The organism is Acinetobacter sp. CY79 (assembly GCF_059515845.1).
Genome location: NZ_JCAKMY010000047.1, coordinates 1 through 15036 on the forward strand (window position 1 = coordinate 1; position 15036 = coordinate 15036).

A 15036-nucleotide genomic window follows, 5' to 3' on the forward strand; every position below is an offset into this window, starting at 1 on the left:
CTATGACAAATGTATTTATATGCTTGAACCGACTGAATTAAACCAGAAATTAGTTGGGCAATATATTTCATTTCTAGAGTATCCGGATGGGACTGTGGCCCTCATGCATCAAGGACGAAAGCTCAACTACAGCATCTTCAATAAATTGGCTGGGCTACAGCAAAATGAGATTGTTGAAAATAAACGTTTAGGTTCAGTTCTAGCGCATATTCAACAGCAGCATGAAGCATTGGAAAAACAGAATAAACGTTCAAGAACAAACAAAAGTATGCCAAGTCGTAAAGCTCAGAAAGCCGGTATTGAACAAAGAAAGTTGAATCCTGTGCTTGACTCTTGTCGTTAAAAACAGGACATTTTAAATGGTTTATCGCATAGACATTTTAATTGGTGAATAACATGAGATGTCCCCCATCGTTAAAAATTTCTAATAGCCCCCATCGTCCTCAAGAAATGCTGTACGATCTTTATCTGTAATCACACGAACCATTGGAATAACAGCGGTAAGAGCCTCTAAACATTCAATATGAGTATTTTTTTCTTTTTGAGTGTGAGTTGCAGCTGAAATTGTTAAATAAACTTTTTCAATTTCACTATCAGAGGAACTTTGATCTTCTTGCATAATTTATTGGTTATGTCGTATTAATATTTTAGATTAAGTTAACATAATAGCAGTCTATATGAAAATATCTGACTTTTGATCAAAAAATGTATTACATTTTTTTTAGCATAAATCCGTAAGCCACTGGCTAATTTTGAGCTAAAAAAAATGTAATATCGTGATTAAAAATCAAAATAATTTCGTGATACATCTATTTTCACTCCATCCCTTTTTTGATGTTCAGAAGAATCATTCTGTGCTTTTTGAACATGCGTTTCAGCAAGTTTAAATGATTGATTTAATTGATCTTGAATTTGTTTTATTTGATCAAGTTGAGTCATGAAAACTGCATTTTCAGACTTCAACGAAAAAGCAGAAATCGGCTCTAAAATCTCATTCAGTCGACTGTCTGAAAGTTCATTTTGTTTAGTAAGCCATTCAAGTGCATGCTTCGGAGTGTTTAAGCTAAATGACTCATTAAAAGCTGTCTCTTTTTCACTGTAATGCGCTGTAACAGCATTCAAGACGCTCTCACAGTATTGTATATAGTTTTTCAAAAAATCGTCTGTAAGCGCAAATTTGGACGCTTGAGCAACATCATAAACAGGAACATTAAAGCGATAATCTTGCTCAAATGCTGGAATTCCATATTTTACAGTTTTTGATTTCAAATGCTGTGTCACGTCATAGCTCGCAAAATCTCGGATCGCTTGAAAAGTTGGTAAAAGCTCATGATTAAATCGAGTGATTTCTCTAAGCCGATCAACATCCGCCACATGTCCCCAGTGTTCGACCTGGGGAGCTCTGGCCGCAGGCGCAGCTCTCCGGGTCTCGACAGATTCAAGCTCAATTTGCTGTTTCTTCTGTTCTTCAAGCTCTGACTTTTTCAACTGCAGTTCATGAATCAACTTTTCAGAAATAGCAATTTGTTCATCAAAAGTCTTTGTTTTAACTATATTGTCATTAAAGATTTCATGAACTTGCTTAAGTCTATTTTCAATTTGCTCAAGTTGTTTATGTTGCTGTTTTGCTCGCCTGTTATGTTGAACAATATCGAATTCTTCTCGCTGTTCTTCACTGAGACTTTTTAAAAAATAGCCTTCGTGCCGAGTTGGTATTTTGAGATTTTGTGCGTCGTTATGAGAGCGACAATCAATACTTGTGCCGTATTGCTCAAGCGCTTTATTTGCAAGCACTTCCCAAAATTTTCTCAGTTCTTTAACTTGCTCTTTTTTGAATACAATCTTGTCGCCAAACTCATTGTTTTGTAGGCTTCGGGTCGTAAACATGATATGTGCATGATAATTTTTTTGTTCAATATCATTCGGTTTATGCAGTGCAACACTGACACCGACATTGTATTTTTCAACAAGCCATTGGCATTGTTTTTGAACAAGTAGAATCCGCTCAATTTCATTAAGCTCATGCGGAATTGCGACCACAATTTCGCGAGCCAATTGTGAGTTCGACTTTGTTTCTCGTGCTTCAACCTTGTTCCAGAGGTTTTCATGATTATAAAAAGTGAGGTCTGTTGTATCTCTAGGAAGAAACAGATCCACGTGCTCAATTGAGTTCTGCCGATTCTCGTACTTAAAAGTTTTTCCGTAGCGTTCGCACGTCAAGTTTCGACCAATTCTGTAAGCAAGACTTGCTAGCACTGCCTGACCTTTTCCTCGCGAAATAGTCTTAACACTACAATGATAAATTGCCATTTTCACCTCCCCACGAATGCTTTTGATTTTCAAAAAATGAAATTTTTTGGCGGTTGAAAACCGCTGTACCCCCGATGAAATGGGGGTCGCACGGCAAACAACGAAGTGTTTGCATAAGTGCGCCCTTAAGCAGGGGGCACTTCATTGCGAATTATGATGAAGTTTTGAAAATTGACGCAGCGTATGTCACCAAAACCGCAATTTTTCAATTTTGGCGACATAGACTCGTGCTTTTTTTGCTTCTCGATGTATAAGAATTACAAAGCGACATCGGAATTTTTTTATGAACACACAAGAAATTGATCAAATGATTTTTGAGACAACTCAAAAAATTGATGCTGAAGTTTCAAAGCTAAAAAACTTGGCTTCAGAAAAAAAATTCACTGCTGAAGAACAAAAAAGACAAAAGCAAAATTGGCAAAATTTGATTGACCAGAAGTCAAAAACAGTACAACGCTCGAAAGAAGAACGGGACAACACCTCAAGAAAAATCATCGTTGGCTCAATTTATCTTGCGAAGATGACTGAAGATCCAAACAAATATGCCCCAATTTTTTCACTGTTAGAAAAAACATTGGTAAGAGATAGGGATAGAAAACTTTTTGGCTTTGAACCCCTTTCAAGTGATCAAAAGATTTTAAAGAAATCTAAATAATAGAATCTCTTGCAGAACGAGTGTCTACGAGTGAACTAACAAAATTCGCTTATTCCCCTTCTGAAAAACAGCTTTTGATTTTGAATTACTACAGATAGTAATTAGCGAGTGTCTACGACCGAAGTGTTGATGTTTTTGCTCGTAAAAAAAAATGAGCAAAGCGAATTCAATATTGCTTTTGCTTTTTATTAAATTTGAGACGGTATAAAACAAAAAATTGCCCCTTCGAACTGAGCGAAAGCGAAGTTCAATAGAGTTTGAGCGTAGCGAAAACATAGGGCAATTTTTAAAACTAGGGTTTTTAATTATTTTTAATTATTTTTAATGCTTTTAGACATAATGAAAGCCTTATATAACAATGGATAGAAACAATATATCACACCAAAAAGTCACCTATATCACACCAAAAAGTCACCTATATCACACCAAAAAGTCACCTATTTACACCATAGTTTAATAATGGTGTAATAACACCAAATAACATAATGGTGTAGTAAATGCCTAGAAATGAGTTAGTGGTCAAAGATAATGCTTTAATTAATGCTAGCTATAACCTAGATACAGTTGAACAAAGGCTAATATTACTTGCCATATTACAAGCACGAGAGACAAAGACAGGAATTGATGCGAATACAAGATTACGTATTCATGCTAATGATTATATGGATCGATTTAATGTCAGCAAACATGCAGCTTATAAAGCATTAAAAACAGCTGTTACCAATTTGTTTGGTAGACAGTTTAGTTACCAAACTATTGATGATAAGACAGGTAAATCTAAAAAAGTTATCTCACGATGGGTTCAAAATATTGCTTATATTGATGATGCAGCAATCTTAGAAGTAACTTTTACAATGGATGTTGTACCGTTGATTACACGCCTAGAAAAGCAATTTACTAGTTATCAACTGAAGCAAGTAACTCAATTAACTGGTAAATATGCAATTCGCCTTTACGAGTTATTAATAGCATGGAGAGAAATAGGAAAGACTCCTGTATTTGAAATAGCAGACTTCCGTTCAAAATTAGGTTTGGGCTCAGACGACTACCCACGGATAGATACGTTTAAAAGGCGAGTTCTAGAATCTGCGATTAATCAAATTAATGAACATACTGACATCATCGTAAAAGTAGAACAGCATAAAGAGGGACGTTCTATATTTGGTTTTTCCTTTTCTTTCAAACAAAAAAAATTAACTAATAAACAATCAAAAAATACTAGAGATCCAAATATTGGAGATCTTTTTTCAAAAATGAATGACGCTCAAAGACACTTATTTTCAAACAAGCTCGCCGAACTTCCAGAAATGAGTAAATATTCTCAGGGAACTGAAAGCTATGCTCAATTTGCTATACGAATTTCCGAAATGTTACAAGACAAGGATAAGTTTGATGAGCTTTATCCTTTTTTAAAAAAAGTTGGCTACCGTTAAATGTTTGATGTAACGTTACATGTTTCAATAATGTCAACTGGCATAAATCTTTTTAGTTAGGTTACAAGATGAAAGCATTATCTGTTATAGAGCTAGCTGAACTTTATGGAATGAACAGACAAAGCATCTATAAGCGTATAAATAAAGGAGATTTATCTAAAAACAGTGATGGAAAGATAGATCTATCAGAAGCCATCCGTGTATTCGGTGAACCATCTGTAAAAAATAAAAATGTAACTACGTTACAGTCTACTTCGGTACATAAGGAGACAGAAGTAGACATGTTAAAACAACAAGTAGACATGTTAAAAAAACAATTAGATCTTGCTTATGATCGGGAAGTTTTCCAAAGAGAACAATTAGCTGTTAAAGATAACCAAATTGAAGCTATGCAACGCTTATTAGAAGCACCAAAAGCTCATAAGCCTACATCTATCGACCCAAGCAGCTCTGAAAACACATCGCTTGCAAAAGAAAAAAATGACGAAGAAACCATATCCGCATTTCACAAAGATTTTGATGCTAAAGATGACGGATTGACTACTACTAAATCCCAAGAAAACCCACGTATTACAGTTCCAGATCGTGCTGAACCTGAGCCTAGAAAACGTGGCTTTCTGAGTCGATTCTTCCTGCCGAATGGTTAAATACAGCTACACAAAGTTGTGAAACAATGATCAAAGAATAACCATGGAACGGTAATAATCATAGAAAAAGCCCAATCGGCGATGAATGGGCTTTTTTTCTTAGGCTAAATATTTGAAAAATATAGGCTATTGATCAAGCATTTCGCATAAGGTGTATTATGTTAATTTTAGAATTCCTTAATTTTCATGTTCAATTCAAATACATAATCTTTAATATCTTTTAAATCATCTCTCACAGATTTTTTATATAAAGACTGTTTTATTTCCTTAACCCAATTACTGACAGAAGCCTTAGAACAATTTAAAACTTTTCCAATATTTTCTTGAGTATGGCCATAGTCTACGTACAAGCTGTAAGCCGCTAATATATCTCTTTCTCTTTCTTTACTATAGAAGCTATCGGAACGCACACAACTCTCATTCAACATATGGAAGACTGCTCTAAGCATACAGAATTGCCTTAGTACGTAAATCACATATGGCTTACTTTTTGATCTTATGAAGTCAGTTCCTAGAATAAATAACCATGTAAGGCTTATATGCTAGATTTTTCATTTAAACTAACGCAAATTTTTACTAAATTCGAAAAAATGAAAGTTGTTTCACTATTTTCCGGCGCAGGCGGTCTTGACTTAGGTTTCATGAAGGCTGGATTTGAAGTTATTTGGGCTAATGATTTCGATGAAGATGCTTGTAAAACGTATGCTTATAACATTGGTGAGCATATAGTTCATGGCAATATCTCAAGTATTTCTAGTGATTCAATACCTGACTGTGATGTTGTTATTGGAGGTTTTCCTTGCCAGGGATTTTCGCAGGCAAATCTAAAAAGATCTAATGATGATGACAGAAACCAATTATATTTAGAGTTTCTACGCATAGTAACTGACAAAAAACCTAAATACTTTGTAGCTGAAAATGTAAGAGGAATCTTATCTCTTGATAATGGAAATGCAATCAAAAAAATTATTGATGATTTTCAGAATGCTGGCTACCAGATACAGTACCAACTCTTTAATACTGCTGATTATGGCGTGCCTCAAACGCGATTCAGGGTAATTATTATCGGTATTCGTAATGATATAGATCATCCGTATACTTTCCCTCTTCCAACTCACATCTCTCCAACTAAGAAAAATCCTTTAGGGTTAAAACATTGGATCTCTATTTCAGAAGCACTTAAAGATATTAAGGATCCTGAAGAAGATACTCAGAATCTAAAAAATCATATTTATTCTCAATACAAAGTTACCAACAGAAATTTTACAGGCCATCGTCAAACTGATCCAAATAAACCATCTCCAACAATTTTAGCTAGAGGCAATGGTAAAGGAGGAGTATGTGCCATACAGCATCCTAACAATCACCGAAGAATGTCAATTCGAGAATCTGCTTTGATCCAAACATTCCCTATAGATTTTGAATTTTTTGGAAGTATGACCTCGTGCTATCGCCAAGTTGGAAATGCTGTACCTGTATTATTTGCTGAAACAATTGCTAGAAGTCTCTGTCAGGAATAAATAAATGAAAGTTGTATCTCTTTTTTCTGGAGCAGGTGGTCTAGATCTTGGGCTAAAGCAAGCAGGTCTAGATATTATTTGGGCTAATGATTTATATGCTGATGCAGTTGAGACTTATAGGAAAAATATTGGTGACCATATCATCTTAGAAGATATATCAAAAATATCTTCTGAAGATATTCCTGATTGTGATGTTGTTGTTGGAGGGTTTCCTTGCCAGGGATTTTCTCAAGCCAATATGAAAAGAAAAGCTGATGATCCTCGCAACAAACTTTATTTAGAGATGATTAGAATCATAAGAGATAAAAAACCTAAATATTTTATAGCGGAAAATGTAAGAGGAATTTTATCGCTTGATAAAGGCAAAGTGATAGAACAAATTGTAAGTGATTTCAATGAATTAAACTACAATGTTAGCTATAGTCTACTTAATTGTGCGGACTACGGTGTACCTCAAAAAAGAATGCGAGTAATTATTTTAGGTATCAGAAAAGATATTCCTAATGATCTTGTTTTCCCACCAGAAAAAACACATTCAGAAAAAAGAGATATTTATTTATTACCGTGGGTTACTGTAGGCGAAGCATTGTCTCATTATCCTGACCCTGACCTAGATAATAATGTCCCTAATCATCAATATTCCAACTTTAAACTCAAATTTAATGGTCACTTAGGTCATAGATTAATAGATCCTAATCAGCCTTCTCCAACCATTACAGGTAGAGGAGATGAAAAAGGCGGGGTCGTGGTATTACATCATCCAAATAATAAAAGAAGAATGACCGTTCGTGAAACTGCAGCCGTTCAATCTTTTCCAGATACATTTATCTTTATGGGTACTAAAACTTCAGCTTATAGACAAATTGCTAATGCAGTTCCACCTAAATTAGGATATGTTCTTGGTCAAATGTTATTGAAAACTAAGTAGATATGGCTGCTAAACTTTCCTTGGGATGTCCTTTTCCTGAATATATTTGGAGATGGGCAACTCTTACACCAACAGAAAACTTGAATAAACCTTCAATCTACTTTGGTTGCTTGAAAGCCTTAGTAAACAATGAAGGGAAAAAACCAAGTTCAGAAGAAGTTTTTAATGAACTACAAGCAATACAAAAAGATCTATCTGAGGAGCTTGGTAGAGTAACAATGGCTAGAACAAGGGAACGAAATATTTTCCGTAATTCTAGTCAATATTGGCGAATGTCAGGTCTTCTTATTAATACACGCAAAGGAATCAAAACATCGGATTTAGCGAAAGCTTATGTAAATAATAAAATTACTAAATTTGATTATGCCTCATATTTAATTAAAACATTAACTTTACCCAATCCTTATCTTATTGAAGAGAAAAAAGGGAAAAAAAGAGACGAAGAACTCAAAGCATTTGCTGTTTGGAAAGCCCATAATCTAGAGATAAAGCCTTTAGAAGAGTTGCTGAAAATTATTTTAGAATTATCAACTTACAATCTTTCTGAGGCATATATCTCCAATGCGGAATTATTAAAATTGATTATTCCTATGTTGGGTAACAAATATCCGTCTAAAGATATTGCTGCAGCATTATTACAGTTTAGAAATAATAAAATCTCAGGCGCTGATTGGTATCTAGATCGAGCTGTGAATGAACATAGGTGTGCAAAAGAGTTCTTAATTTTCTTAAGAAACTATGAGATTTTAGATGAAGTTAAAAGGGGGGTTTTCTTTGCAGATGAAAGTTCATTAACTATTATTAGTAATATCCTCGGAACACCTCTGCCAAGTATAACAGCCCCTAAAGCCAACCCAACACTTTCTCAAACATTCTTCCAAAAGAGAGAGAGAAAAACTGTTTCAGTACTATCTAGACCACAACAGCAAAAATTCAGAAAAGAATTATTGAGTGTTCAACCAACTTGTATTTTATCAGGGGTAAAAGCACCTAATGTGCTTCAGGCTTGTCATATTATTCCTGTAAAAAATCATGGAAGCGATAGTATCAATAATGGAATAATTTTAAGATCTGATTTACATATCCTATATGACATCGGAGATATAAAAATTTTGGAAGATGGTTCAATAAAAATTTCAGACCAACTCGCAGCTGACCCTTACTACTCAAAAAGCTTACCAAAAATTATTTCTCTACCGTCTCATATCGATATAAATCATATTAGGATTAGAAATACATACGATATGTAATATTCAGAATGTAAGTTAAAAGTTAGACCCTAAAATACATTCTTAGGGTCTAATCCAATATTTAACATAAAATCTCTTATGCGAAACGAGATGCTACCGTTCTAGTTTTCTTCTTTTAAAAATGCTAAGATTAATGTACGCCATTGACGTACTTTAATTCATGTTATTTATAGAAACCAGTATTTTTACCAAGCAGATCAAGGATCTTGTCACTGATGAAGAGTATCGTCAGCTACAGCAAGATCTATTGGTACAGCCTGATAAAGGTGATTTGGTAAAGAATGGCGGTGGCATTCGTAAAGTACGATGCGCTCAAGGAAATAAGGGAAAAAGTGGTGGTATTCGTGTGATCTATTATTGGGTTACAGAGGATGATCAGATCTTTTTCCTCATTGCTTATCCTAAATCGGTGAAAGATACACTAACGGATAAGGAAACTACAATTCTGCGCCAACTCGTGAAGGAGCAATTTCATGGATAATACCTTATTTGATGACCTGGTCTCTTCAATCAAAGAAGCAGGCGCAATTAAACGTAAAGAGATCCAAGCTAGCCGAACAACGGAGCTTGAATTACCCGATATTAAAGAAGTACGTGAAAAGACAGGGTTAAGCCAAGTTGAATTTGCAGCACGTCTCCATATCAGCGCAAGAACGCTACAGAACTGGGAACAAGGTCGTCGCTATCCAACTGGACCAGCAGCGACGCTAATTCGCATTTTAGATGCTCATCCAAGCGTGATTTAAAACTAAACAACAAATAATAAAAAAGCCCGACATCCTGTCGGGCTTTTTCGTATTTGAAGCTTGTGATCTGACTCCTGTCTGATCGTTGCACTATCCGTTGCTGTCTTTTCTTATTGTTATCTGGAACATCTTGTTCGCTATAAGTCCATGATAAGAAATTGCCGTAGATCTGCCTATTCGCCAATGCCCTAAATTTATGTACGTATTAGCGTACAAATTTGAGATGAATAAGACATACAATAAGGACGTATGAGTCAAACGATATTTTTTATAGGTCATACAGTAATAACGTAGAGGACATAAATAAGCTATATTTATAAAAAATTGAAGATGAAATAAAATGACGATGCTTGATTTAACTGATAAAAACTCTCTAATTTCCATTCAGACATTGAGCCAAAAATTACGCGTATCCATAAGAACGATAAGCCGTTGGAATACCGAAGCTATGACAATGGATGGACATGCTAAAAATGGGTTCCCGAAAGTATTTACTTACCTCTATGGTCGTAAAGGACCACGTTGGTTAAGTAATGAAATTAATGATTGGATCCGGACACAGAATATTGAGCGAAATATGAAAGGTGAATTTATTCGGGCGATCTCACCAGATTTGGACTTTAATATTCAAAATGATGCTCTATTGTCGATTAGAGACATTTGTGAAAAACTGGAAATCACACCTCATGCGCTGAGAGAACTCAGAAAAGGTAGTGCCTATTATGGTGGGCGATACTTTATTGAGCCAACCTGTTATTTAAATAATGGGCTTTCTCCGTATTGGTCAGCGAAGAAAATCAGTACCTGGTTAATGGGCAATTAATCCCAAGAGTTGTCCGCAAAAATTGTGGATTATTTCGGTTGTGTGACAATTGATAAAGTTCGAAAAATCTCAAAATTGGTTATTTTTTAACCAAAATGATTGGCAGAAGATATCAGATTCGATCAAAAAGCAGCCGACATGTGTCGAAGCCGGCTTTTTGAGCTGTTTTGAGATTATGTAAAACGGTTAAATTGTTGTTTTTAAATAATTATTTTTATTTCATTTCGCATAACACCCATTATGTTAAATGACAGACTATTTAGTGGAAATTTCCTGTATCTCTAAGGATCCATTTTGGGTATTCGGAATATGACCAAAGACATACTCATCTTCGGTTTGAAAAAAAATATCAAAGCTTTGACTCATCAGTGAATCGACTTGGCTTTGTTTTTGGTACATCGGGGCTAAATGGTTGATATAGTAATTGATCCATTCAGTTTGGCTGCTAAAAGATTCGTAATCCCTTAAATTTACATATAATTTCTTTAAATCTGCTGTAATCATCTCAACATTGGGATTAAACATCCACACGGTAATATCCATAGGTTCTATAGCGATCATGGTATAGCTTTTATCATTATCGATTCGTTCGATTTTATAAAGCTTAGCACCACGTTTGCTATACCTAGAACATAGCAGCTTAGTATTCTCAACCTGAAAGTACCCTGCACCTATTTCTAGCTCTCTTATTTGCCTTGATATTTCTAAACATTGAGGTAATTTATCAATATCTGAATGAGCTAACTTCTTAAATAGTTCCATAGATCGACTAATCACAAAGCTTTCACCCGTACCAGTGATGATCCCATTGTCCCAAGCATTCAGTTTGAATGTATGCCGTTGGTTAAAATGGCCTATTTCTTCTGCCTTTAAAACTACTTCCTTATTATCTGCAGCAACAACAATGCTATCATTCAGTTGAATGGCTATAATGAAAGTCATATTTAAGTTAGAAACATTGAATTAATAGGTATTTATATTAAGCCAACTTTGTGCTTAATTTTTAAATTTTATAAATATAGGTAAGTTATGGCTGGTGGTTCTCAAATTATTATCAATAAAAATGGAATTACATTCATTACGCCAGGGAAGTTTGAGGCTAAAGCTGGGCAGCATCTTTTTAAAGGTGGAGCTACTATAACTACTCAATTACCGATCATTCCTGATGTAGAGAATCCATATATTTTACAATACTTAGTTCAAAATAAAGAAAATCAAGCTATTGCAAACAAGCCTTATATTCTTATGGATGACGAGGGAAATATTCAGCAAGGGGTTACTAATAAAGATGGCTTAATGAAATTAAAAACATCACCTTCCGCTCAAACACTCATGACTAGAGTGATGATGAATGAAATTGAAGCAGCAGAAGAAGAAGAAACTGACGAAGAATAGGTTTAGATATGCATTACAGTCGCTTAAAACTTACAGTACAAGCACCTTTAAAATTAAAAGATATAACTTACAAATTTGTTGTCAAAAATAAAATAACAAAGAAAACAACTAATTTCGAAGGGCGTTTCGATGAAAATGGTTTAACAATTTGGTATGAAATTAACAACTTAAATACTAGTCTCGCTTATATTATTTATTTGAGAGGAACAGTCTTACAAACGATTTCAGCACAAGCATACCCTAATAAAAAAACTCAAAGTGTTTATAAACTTAAAACAACTTCTGAAATAACAAAAAAAACTAAAGAAAATATCAAAAAGATTCAAATAGATGATGGAGAGGTAGCATGGTATTTAATTAAAAAATCCGAAACAGTATTCGCGTGGACTCAACGTATATTTAAAAAACCGTTATCTCGCTCAGAGTGGGATATTCTTAAGACAAATAACGCTCATCTTCCAAACCTAGTGTCTATGGGAGTTTTACAGCCTGGACAAGTTATCATCTTGTCAAATACTAAGACTGCTAAAGAGTTACCAGAATATAAAAAATACGCACAACAAGCGCAGAAAACATTGACCGAAATGCAAAAAGATAGAGATTTTGATGCTGAATTCTTCGCTCAAAATTATGAGTTTTTTTACGATGCAATCACAAATAAAAATGCAAAAATAGTAAACAAGGATATTTTAGAAAACGATGATCATTTAACCATTAAGTTTAAAGAAAAAGAAAGTTTTCTAGAGCAAAAGATAGCAGTTGATGCGACAGTAACTTTACTGGAAGGTAATGCTCATCGAATATATAGAGCCCATGGACAATTAGCAGAGAAACTAGCAGAGGAAAGGGCTAAAGGTTCGACTTATGGAAATCCAAAGAATTTCAATCTTTTCAAAAAGAAATACTCTCATTTGTATACTCAAATACAAAGTGAATCAACGCAAAAATTTTTGAGATATGATCAATCAATTAAAACGGACAATATGCGTAGAATACTCAGTCAATCTGCACCATCAAGAGACAAAAATTACAAAGGTGGGATAAAAGAATATTCAAAGAAAATGGTAGAGATTGGTAAATTTAGTAAACAATTAAAATTAGTTGGCTATCTTGCTATTGCATCAGATGTACTAAAAGCAGGTTTTGAAATAGCAGAGGCTAATCCTGAAGATCGAGCTAAAACAACTGTAGTAGAAACAGCGAAAATAGCTGGTGGTTTCGGTGCAGGTGTCGTTGTAAGTGCAATAGTTGTTGGGGTAGCAACTGGAGGCGCAGGACTAGTAGTTCTAGGAGTCGTTGCTGTTTCTGGTGCTCTCGCATCTAAAGCATTTGGTGACATGAGTGGTGCTGTTGCCGGTAATATATATGATATTGCGGTTAAAAAATAATGGATACAATACTTTTATTAATACAAAAAATGCCTATGGGTATATTTGCTTTTTTATTTCTTATTGGATTTTTTTTATTATATTTTATTCTATATTTTTATATAAATAAAAATTTGAATCAAATTTGTATAATCGTTTTTAATGATAAAAATAGATATAAATCCCCTCTGGAACTCTTTGATTTTATATATATTAGTTTTATTCCTACAACCTTTTGGAAAGAGTTGTTAAGTTTGAAAAATTTTTTTAAGTTTAAGAAACTCTATCAAAAAGATTTCTTTATGAACATGGACGAAAAAAACTTAAAACGACTTTTAAATGAATTTCCATTTTTCTTTGCTTTACAATATTCAGCTTTCATTTGTGGCATTTTATTCATGTGTTTGATAACAGGATCATATTATTTTGAAATATAAGAAAATTTATAATTAACATAATACACCTTATGCGAAATATAATTGTAAGCCCAAAATAGAAATGTCCGGTTTCTCCAAAGTAAAAATGTCCGCTTTTAGAATATGCATTTTTGCAATTTCCTTAGCGGACGGTTTGATATGTTGGTGTCTATGTCGGATAAAGAACTTAAACGATTGTCGGTCTTGCAGGAAATCTGTGATCAACGCATAACTCAATCCCAGGCTGCTCAGCTACTTCATATCTCAGAACGTCAGATCAGACGCTTACTGCAGAAATACAAAGCTCAAGGTCCCGCTGCATTAGCCCATGCCGGTCGTGGCCAAATCAGCAATTCCAAACTTCCTGAAGAACTCAGACTTAAGTGCCTCAATATTGTTTCAGATCAACTTTATGGTTTCGGACCCACTTTAGCGCATGAAAAGCTCACCACCGTGCATGGATTCGATCTTTCAGTAGAAACCCTGCGTTCCTGGATGATTGCAGCCGATTTATGGATTCCTCGCTGCAAGCGCCTGAAACGCCCATATCAGCCTCGTTATAACCGAGATTGTTATGGTGAATTGATCCAAATTGATGGCTCACACCATGATTGGTTTGAAGGTCGAGCACCTAAATGCTGTCTGCTAGTATTCATCGATGATGCCACAGGAAAATTGCAGCATTTACGCTTCTGTGCGTCAGAGTCAGCCTTTGACTATATGATTTCGACACGTTTATATATCGAACAGCATGGTAAGCCATTGGCATTTTACAGTGACAAACATTCAGTTTTTAGGGTGAATCAAAGCAGCAAGAAAGACACCAAGATTACCCAGTTTGGACGTGTTCTGAGCACTCTCAATATCGATATCATTTTCGCTAACTCCCCTCAAGCCAAAGGCCGTGTAGAACGCGCCAATAGAACGCTTCAGGACCGTCTGATCAAAGAGATGCGTCTGGAAGGCATCAGTTCGATTGCAGATGCCAATAAGTGGCTGCCGTGCTTTATTGAGCAATTTAATCGTAAATTTGCCAAGATGGCCTTTAATCCCAAGGATCTGCACCGGACTATCACTGAAACAGCCGAAGAATTAGATGATGTTTTTACCTGGCGTGAACCCCGCAGGGTCACCAACAGCTTGACGATTACTTATGATAAATGCGTATATATCTTGGAAAACAGCGAAGAAAATCAAAGATTGATCGGTAAGTATCTTGAGTTCCTGGAATACCCGGATGGTACTGTAGCCCTCATGCATGATGGTCGAAAGATCAATTACAGCCTCTTCGATAAATTAAGTCAGCTGAATCAGCGAGAGATTGTTGAGAATAAACGTTTGGGTTCTGTGCTGGCACATATTCAACAACAGCATGAACAACTGGAACAACAAAACAAACGCAATCGTTCACAAAAGATGCCACGTAGACGAGCACAGAAAACAGCAGTTCAACAACGAAATCTGAATCCTGTGCTTGACTTGGAAATGTCCATATAGGACATTTCTATTTGGTTATTAGGTAGGACATTTCTACTTGGGAATAACA

16 protein-coding genes and 1 pseudogene are annotated in these 15036 nt (G+C 35.1%); 13 read left to right on the forward strand and 4 right to left on the reverse strand.

All coding sequences use genetic code 11. The annotated features are described in order from the left end of the window. Window positions 1–343 (forward strand): annotated as a pseudogene (locus tag AC5YCE_RS14610) (ISNCY family transposase); the annotation flags it as partial. An 81-nt stretch (window positions 344–424) separates the two neighbouring features. Here the strand turns inward: AC5YCE_RS14610 and AC5YCE_RS14615 are convergent. Both AC5YCE_RS14615 and AC5YCE_RS14620 read right to left on the reverse strand, forming a co-directional pair. Beyond that, complete coding sequence (locus tag AC5YCE_RS14615) at window positions 425–619, reverse strand: hypothetical protein (RefSeq protein ID WP_496172520.1); 195 nt, start codon at window positions 617–619, stop codon at window positions 425–427. Between the two features lie 161 nt (window positions 620–780). Beyond that, window positions 781–2310, reverse strand: coding sequence for a MobA/MobL family protein (locus AC5YCE_RS14620; protein ID WP_496172521.1), 1530 nt, complete (start codon window positions 2308–2310; stop codon window positions 781–783). A 283-nt stretch (window positions 2311–2593) separates the two neighbouring features. Between AC5YCE_RS14620 and AC5YCE_RS14625 the strand changes: the two genes are divergently transcribed. From AC5YCE_RS14625 to AC5YCE_RS14635, 3 genes are all read left to right on the forward strand, one after another. Further along, entirely contained in the window at window positions 2594–2965 is a 372-nt protein-coding gene (locus tag AC5YCE_RS14625) for a hypothetical protein (RefSeq protein ID WP_496172522.1), read from the forward strand. Between the two features lie 497 nt (window positions 2966–3462). Continuing rightward, a complete protein-coding gene (gene repM, locus AC5YCE_RS14630; protein WP_496172523.1) occupies window positions 3463–4398 on the forward strand; it encodes a replication initiation protein RepM in 936 nt (311 codons plus the stop codon). Between the two features lie 68 nt (window positions 4399–4466). Continuing rightward, entirely contained in the window at window positions 4467–5045 is a 579-nt protein-coding gene (locus AC5YCE_RS14635; protein WP_496172524.1) for a plasmid replication DNA-binding protein, read from the forward strand. Window positions 5046–5212: 167 nt separating this feature from the next. Here AC5YCE_RS14635 and AC5YCE_RS14640 read toward each other — a convergent pair whose 3' ends face one another. Then, on the reverse strand, window positions 5213–5494 hold the full coding sequence (locus AC5YCE_RS14640; protein ID WP_496172525.1) for a hypothetical protein: 282 nt from the start codon (window positions 5492–5494) through the stop codon (window positions 5213–5215). Window positions 5495–5584: 90 nt separating this feature from the next. On the opposite strand from AC5YCE_RS14640, the gene AC5YCE_RS14645 reads away from it, so the two are divergent. The 6 genes from AC5YCE_RS14645 (at window position 5585) to AC5YCE_RS14670 (ending at window position 10312) form a co-directional block, all read left to right on the forward strand. After that, window positions 5585–6565 (forward strand): DNA cytosine methyltransferase, encoded by a 981-nt coding sequence (locus AC5YCE_RS14645; protein WP_496172526.1) that lies wholly within the window; start codon window positions 5585–5587, stop codon window positions 6563–6565. Between the two features lie 4 nt (window positions 6566–6569). Then, entirely contained in the window at window positions 6570–7493 is a 924-nt protein-coding gene (locus AC5YCE_RS14650; protein WP_496172527.1) for a DNA cytosine methyltransferase, read from the forward strand. A gap of 2 nt (window positions 7494–7495) precedes the next feature. Beyond that, entirely contained in the window at window positions 7496–8743 is a 1248-nt protein-coding gene (locus tag AC5YCE_RS14655) for an HNH endonuclease (RefSeq protein ID WP_496172528.1), read from the forward strand. Window positions 8744–8903: 160 nt separating this feature from the next. Then, entirely contained in the window at window positions 8904–9224 is a 321-nt protein-coding gene (locus tag AC5YCE_RS14660; RefSeq protein ID WP_496172529.1) for a type II toxin-antitoxin system RelE/ParE family toxin, read from the forward strand. Next, window positions 9217–9489, forward strand: coding sequence for a NadS family protein (nadS, locus tag AC5YCE_RS14665; RefSeq protein ID WP_496172530.1), 273 nt, complete (start codon window positions 9217–9219; stop codon window positions 9487–9489). The genes AC5YCE_RS14660 and nadS overlap by 8 nt, the downstream gene beginning before the upstream one ends. A 340-nt stretch (window positions 9490–9829) precedes the next feature. Continuing rightward, window positions 9830–10312, forward strand: coding sequence for a hypothetical protein (locus AC5YCE_RS14670; protein ID WP_496172531.1), 483 nt, complete (start codon window positions 9830–9832; stop codon window positions 10310–10312). A gap of 255 nt (window positions 10313–10567) precedes the next feature. Here the strand turns inward: AC5YCE_RS14670 and AC5YCE_RS14675 are convergent, their stop codons facing one another. Then, complete coding sequence (locus AC5YCE_RS14675; protein ID WP_496172532.1) at window positions 10568–11254, reverse strand: hypothetical protein; 687 nt, start codon at window positions 11252–11254, stop codon at window positions 10568–10570. An 87-nt stretch (window positions 11255–11341) separates the two neighbouring features. On the opposite strand from AC5YCE_RS14675, the gene AC5YCE_RS14680 reads away from it, so the two are divergent. The 3 genes from AC5YCE_RS14680 to AC5YCE_RS14690 all read left to right on the forward strand — a co-directional run bounded on the left by AC5YCE_RS14680 (window position 11342) and on the right by AC5YCE_RS14690 (window position 14987). Beyond that, window positions 11342–11707: a hypothetical protein gene (locus AC5YCE_RS14680; RefSeq protein WP_496172533.1), complete on the forward strand. Its 366-nt coding sequence runs from the start codon at window positions 11342–11344 to the stop codon at window positions 11705–11707. 8 nt (window positions 11708–11715) lie between these two features. Further along, window positions 11716–13095, forward strand: coding sequence for a hypothetical protein (locus AC5YCE_RS14685; RefSeq protein WP_496172534.1), 1380 nt, complete (start codon window positions 11716–11718; stop codon window positions 13093–13095). Between the two features lie 566 nt (window positions 13096–13661). Continuing rightward, entirely contained in the window at window positions 13662–14987 is a 1326-nt protein-coding gene (locus AC5YCE_RS14690) for an ISNCY family transposase (RefSeq protein ID WP_496172362.1), read from the forward strand. The last annotated feature ends 49 nt before the right edge of the window (window positions 14988–15036 follow it).

Excerpts from the sequence above, each read along its gene's own strand:
- AC5YCE_RS14685 (WP_496172534.1), top strand. The coding sequence starts at position 11,716 with ATGCATTACAGTCGCTTAAAACTTACAGTACAAGCACCTTTAAAATTA.
- AC5YCE_RS14660 (WP_496172529.1), top strand. The coding sequence starts at position 8,904 with ATGTTATTTATAGAAACCAGTATTTTTACCAAGCAGATCAAGGATCTT.
- AC5YCE_RS14640 (WP_496172525.1), bottom strand. The coding sequence starts at position 5,494 with ATGCTTAGAGCAGTCTTCCATATGTTGAATGAGAGTTGTGTGCGTTCC.
- repM (WP_496172523.1), top strand. The coding sequence starts at position 3,463 with ATGCCTAGAAATGAGTTAGTGGTCAAAGATAATGCTTTAATTAATGCT.
- AC5YCE_RS14680 (WP_496172533.1), top strand. The coding sequence starts at position 11,342 with ATGGCTGGTGGTTCTCAAATTATTATCAATAAAAATGGAATTACATTC.
- AC5YCE_RS14625 (WP_496172522.1), top strand. The coding sequence starts at position 2,594 with ATGAACACACAAGAAATTGATCAAATGATTTTTGAGACAACTCAAAAA.
- AC5YCE_RS14635 (WP_496172524.1), top strand. The coding sequence starts at position 4,467 with ATGAAAGCATTATCTGTTATAGAGCTAGCTGAACTTTATGGAATGAAC.
- AC5YCE_RS14615 (WP_496172520.1), bottom strand. The coding sequence starts at position 619 with ATGCAAGAAGATCAAAGTTCCTCTGATAGTGAAATTGAAAAAGTTTAT.
- nadS (WP_496172530.1), top strand. The coding sequence starts at position 9,217 with ATGGATAATACCTTATTTGATGACCTGGTCTCTTCAATCAAAGAAGCA.
- AC5YCE_RS14675 (WP_496172532.1), bottom strand. The coding sequence starts at position 11,254 with ATGACTTTCATTATAGCCATTCAACTGAATGATAGCATTGTTGTTGCT.
- AC5YCE_RS14650 (WP_496172527.1), top strand. The coding sequence starts at position 6,570 with ATGAAAGTTGTATCTCTTTTTTCTGGAGCAGGTGGTCTAGATCTTGGG.
- AC5YCE_RS14690 (WP_496172362.1), top strand. The coding sequence starts at position 13,662 with ATGTCGGATAAAGAACTTAAACGATTGTCGGTCTTGCAGGAAATCTGT.
- AC5YCE_RS14655 (WP_496172528.1), top strand. The coding sequence starts at position 7,496 with ATGGCTGCTAAACTTTCCTTGGGATGTCCTTTTCCTGAATATATTTGG.
- AC5YCE_RS14620 (WP_496172521.1), bottom strand. The coding sequence starts at position 2,310 with ATGGCAATTTATCATTGTAGTGTTAAGACTATTTCGCGAGGAAAAGGT.
- AC5YCE_RS14670 (WP_496172531.1), top strand. The coding sequence starts at position 9,830 with ATGACGATGCTTGATTTAACTGATAAAAACTCTCTAATTTCCATTCAG.
- AC5YCE_RS14645 (WP_496172526.1), top strand. The coding sequence starts at position 5,585 with ATGCTAGATTTTTCATTTAAACTAACGCAAATTTTTACTAAATTCGAA.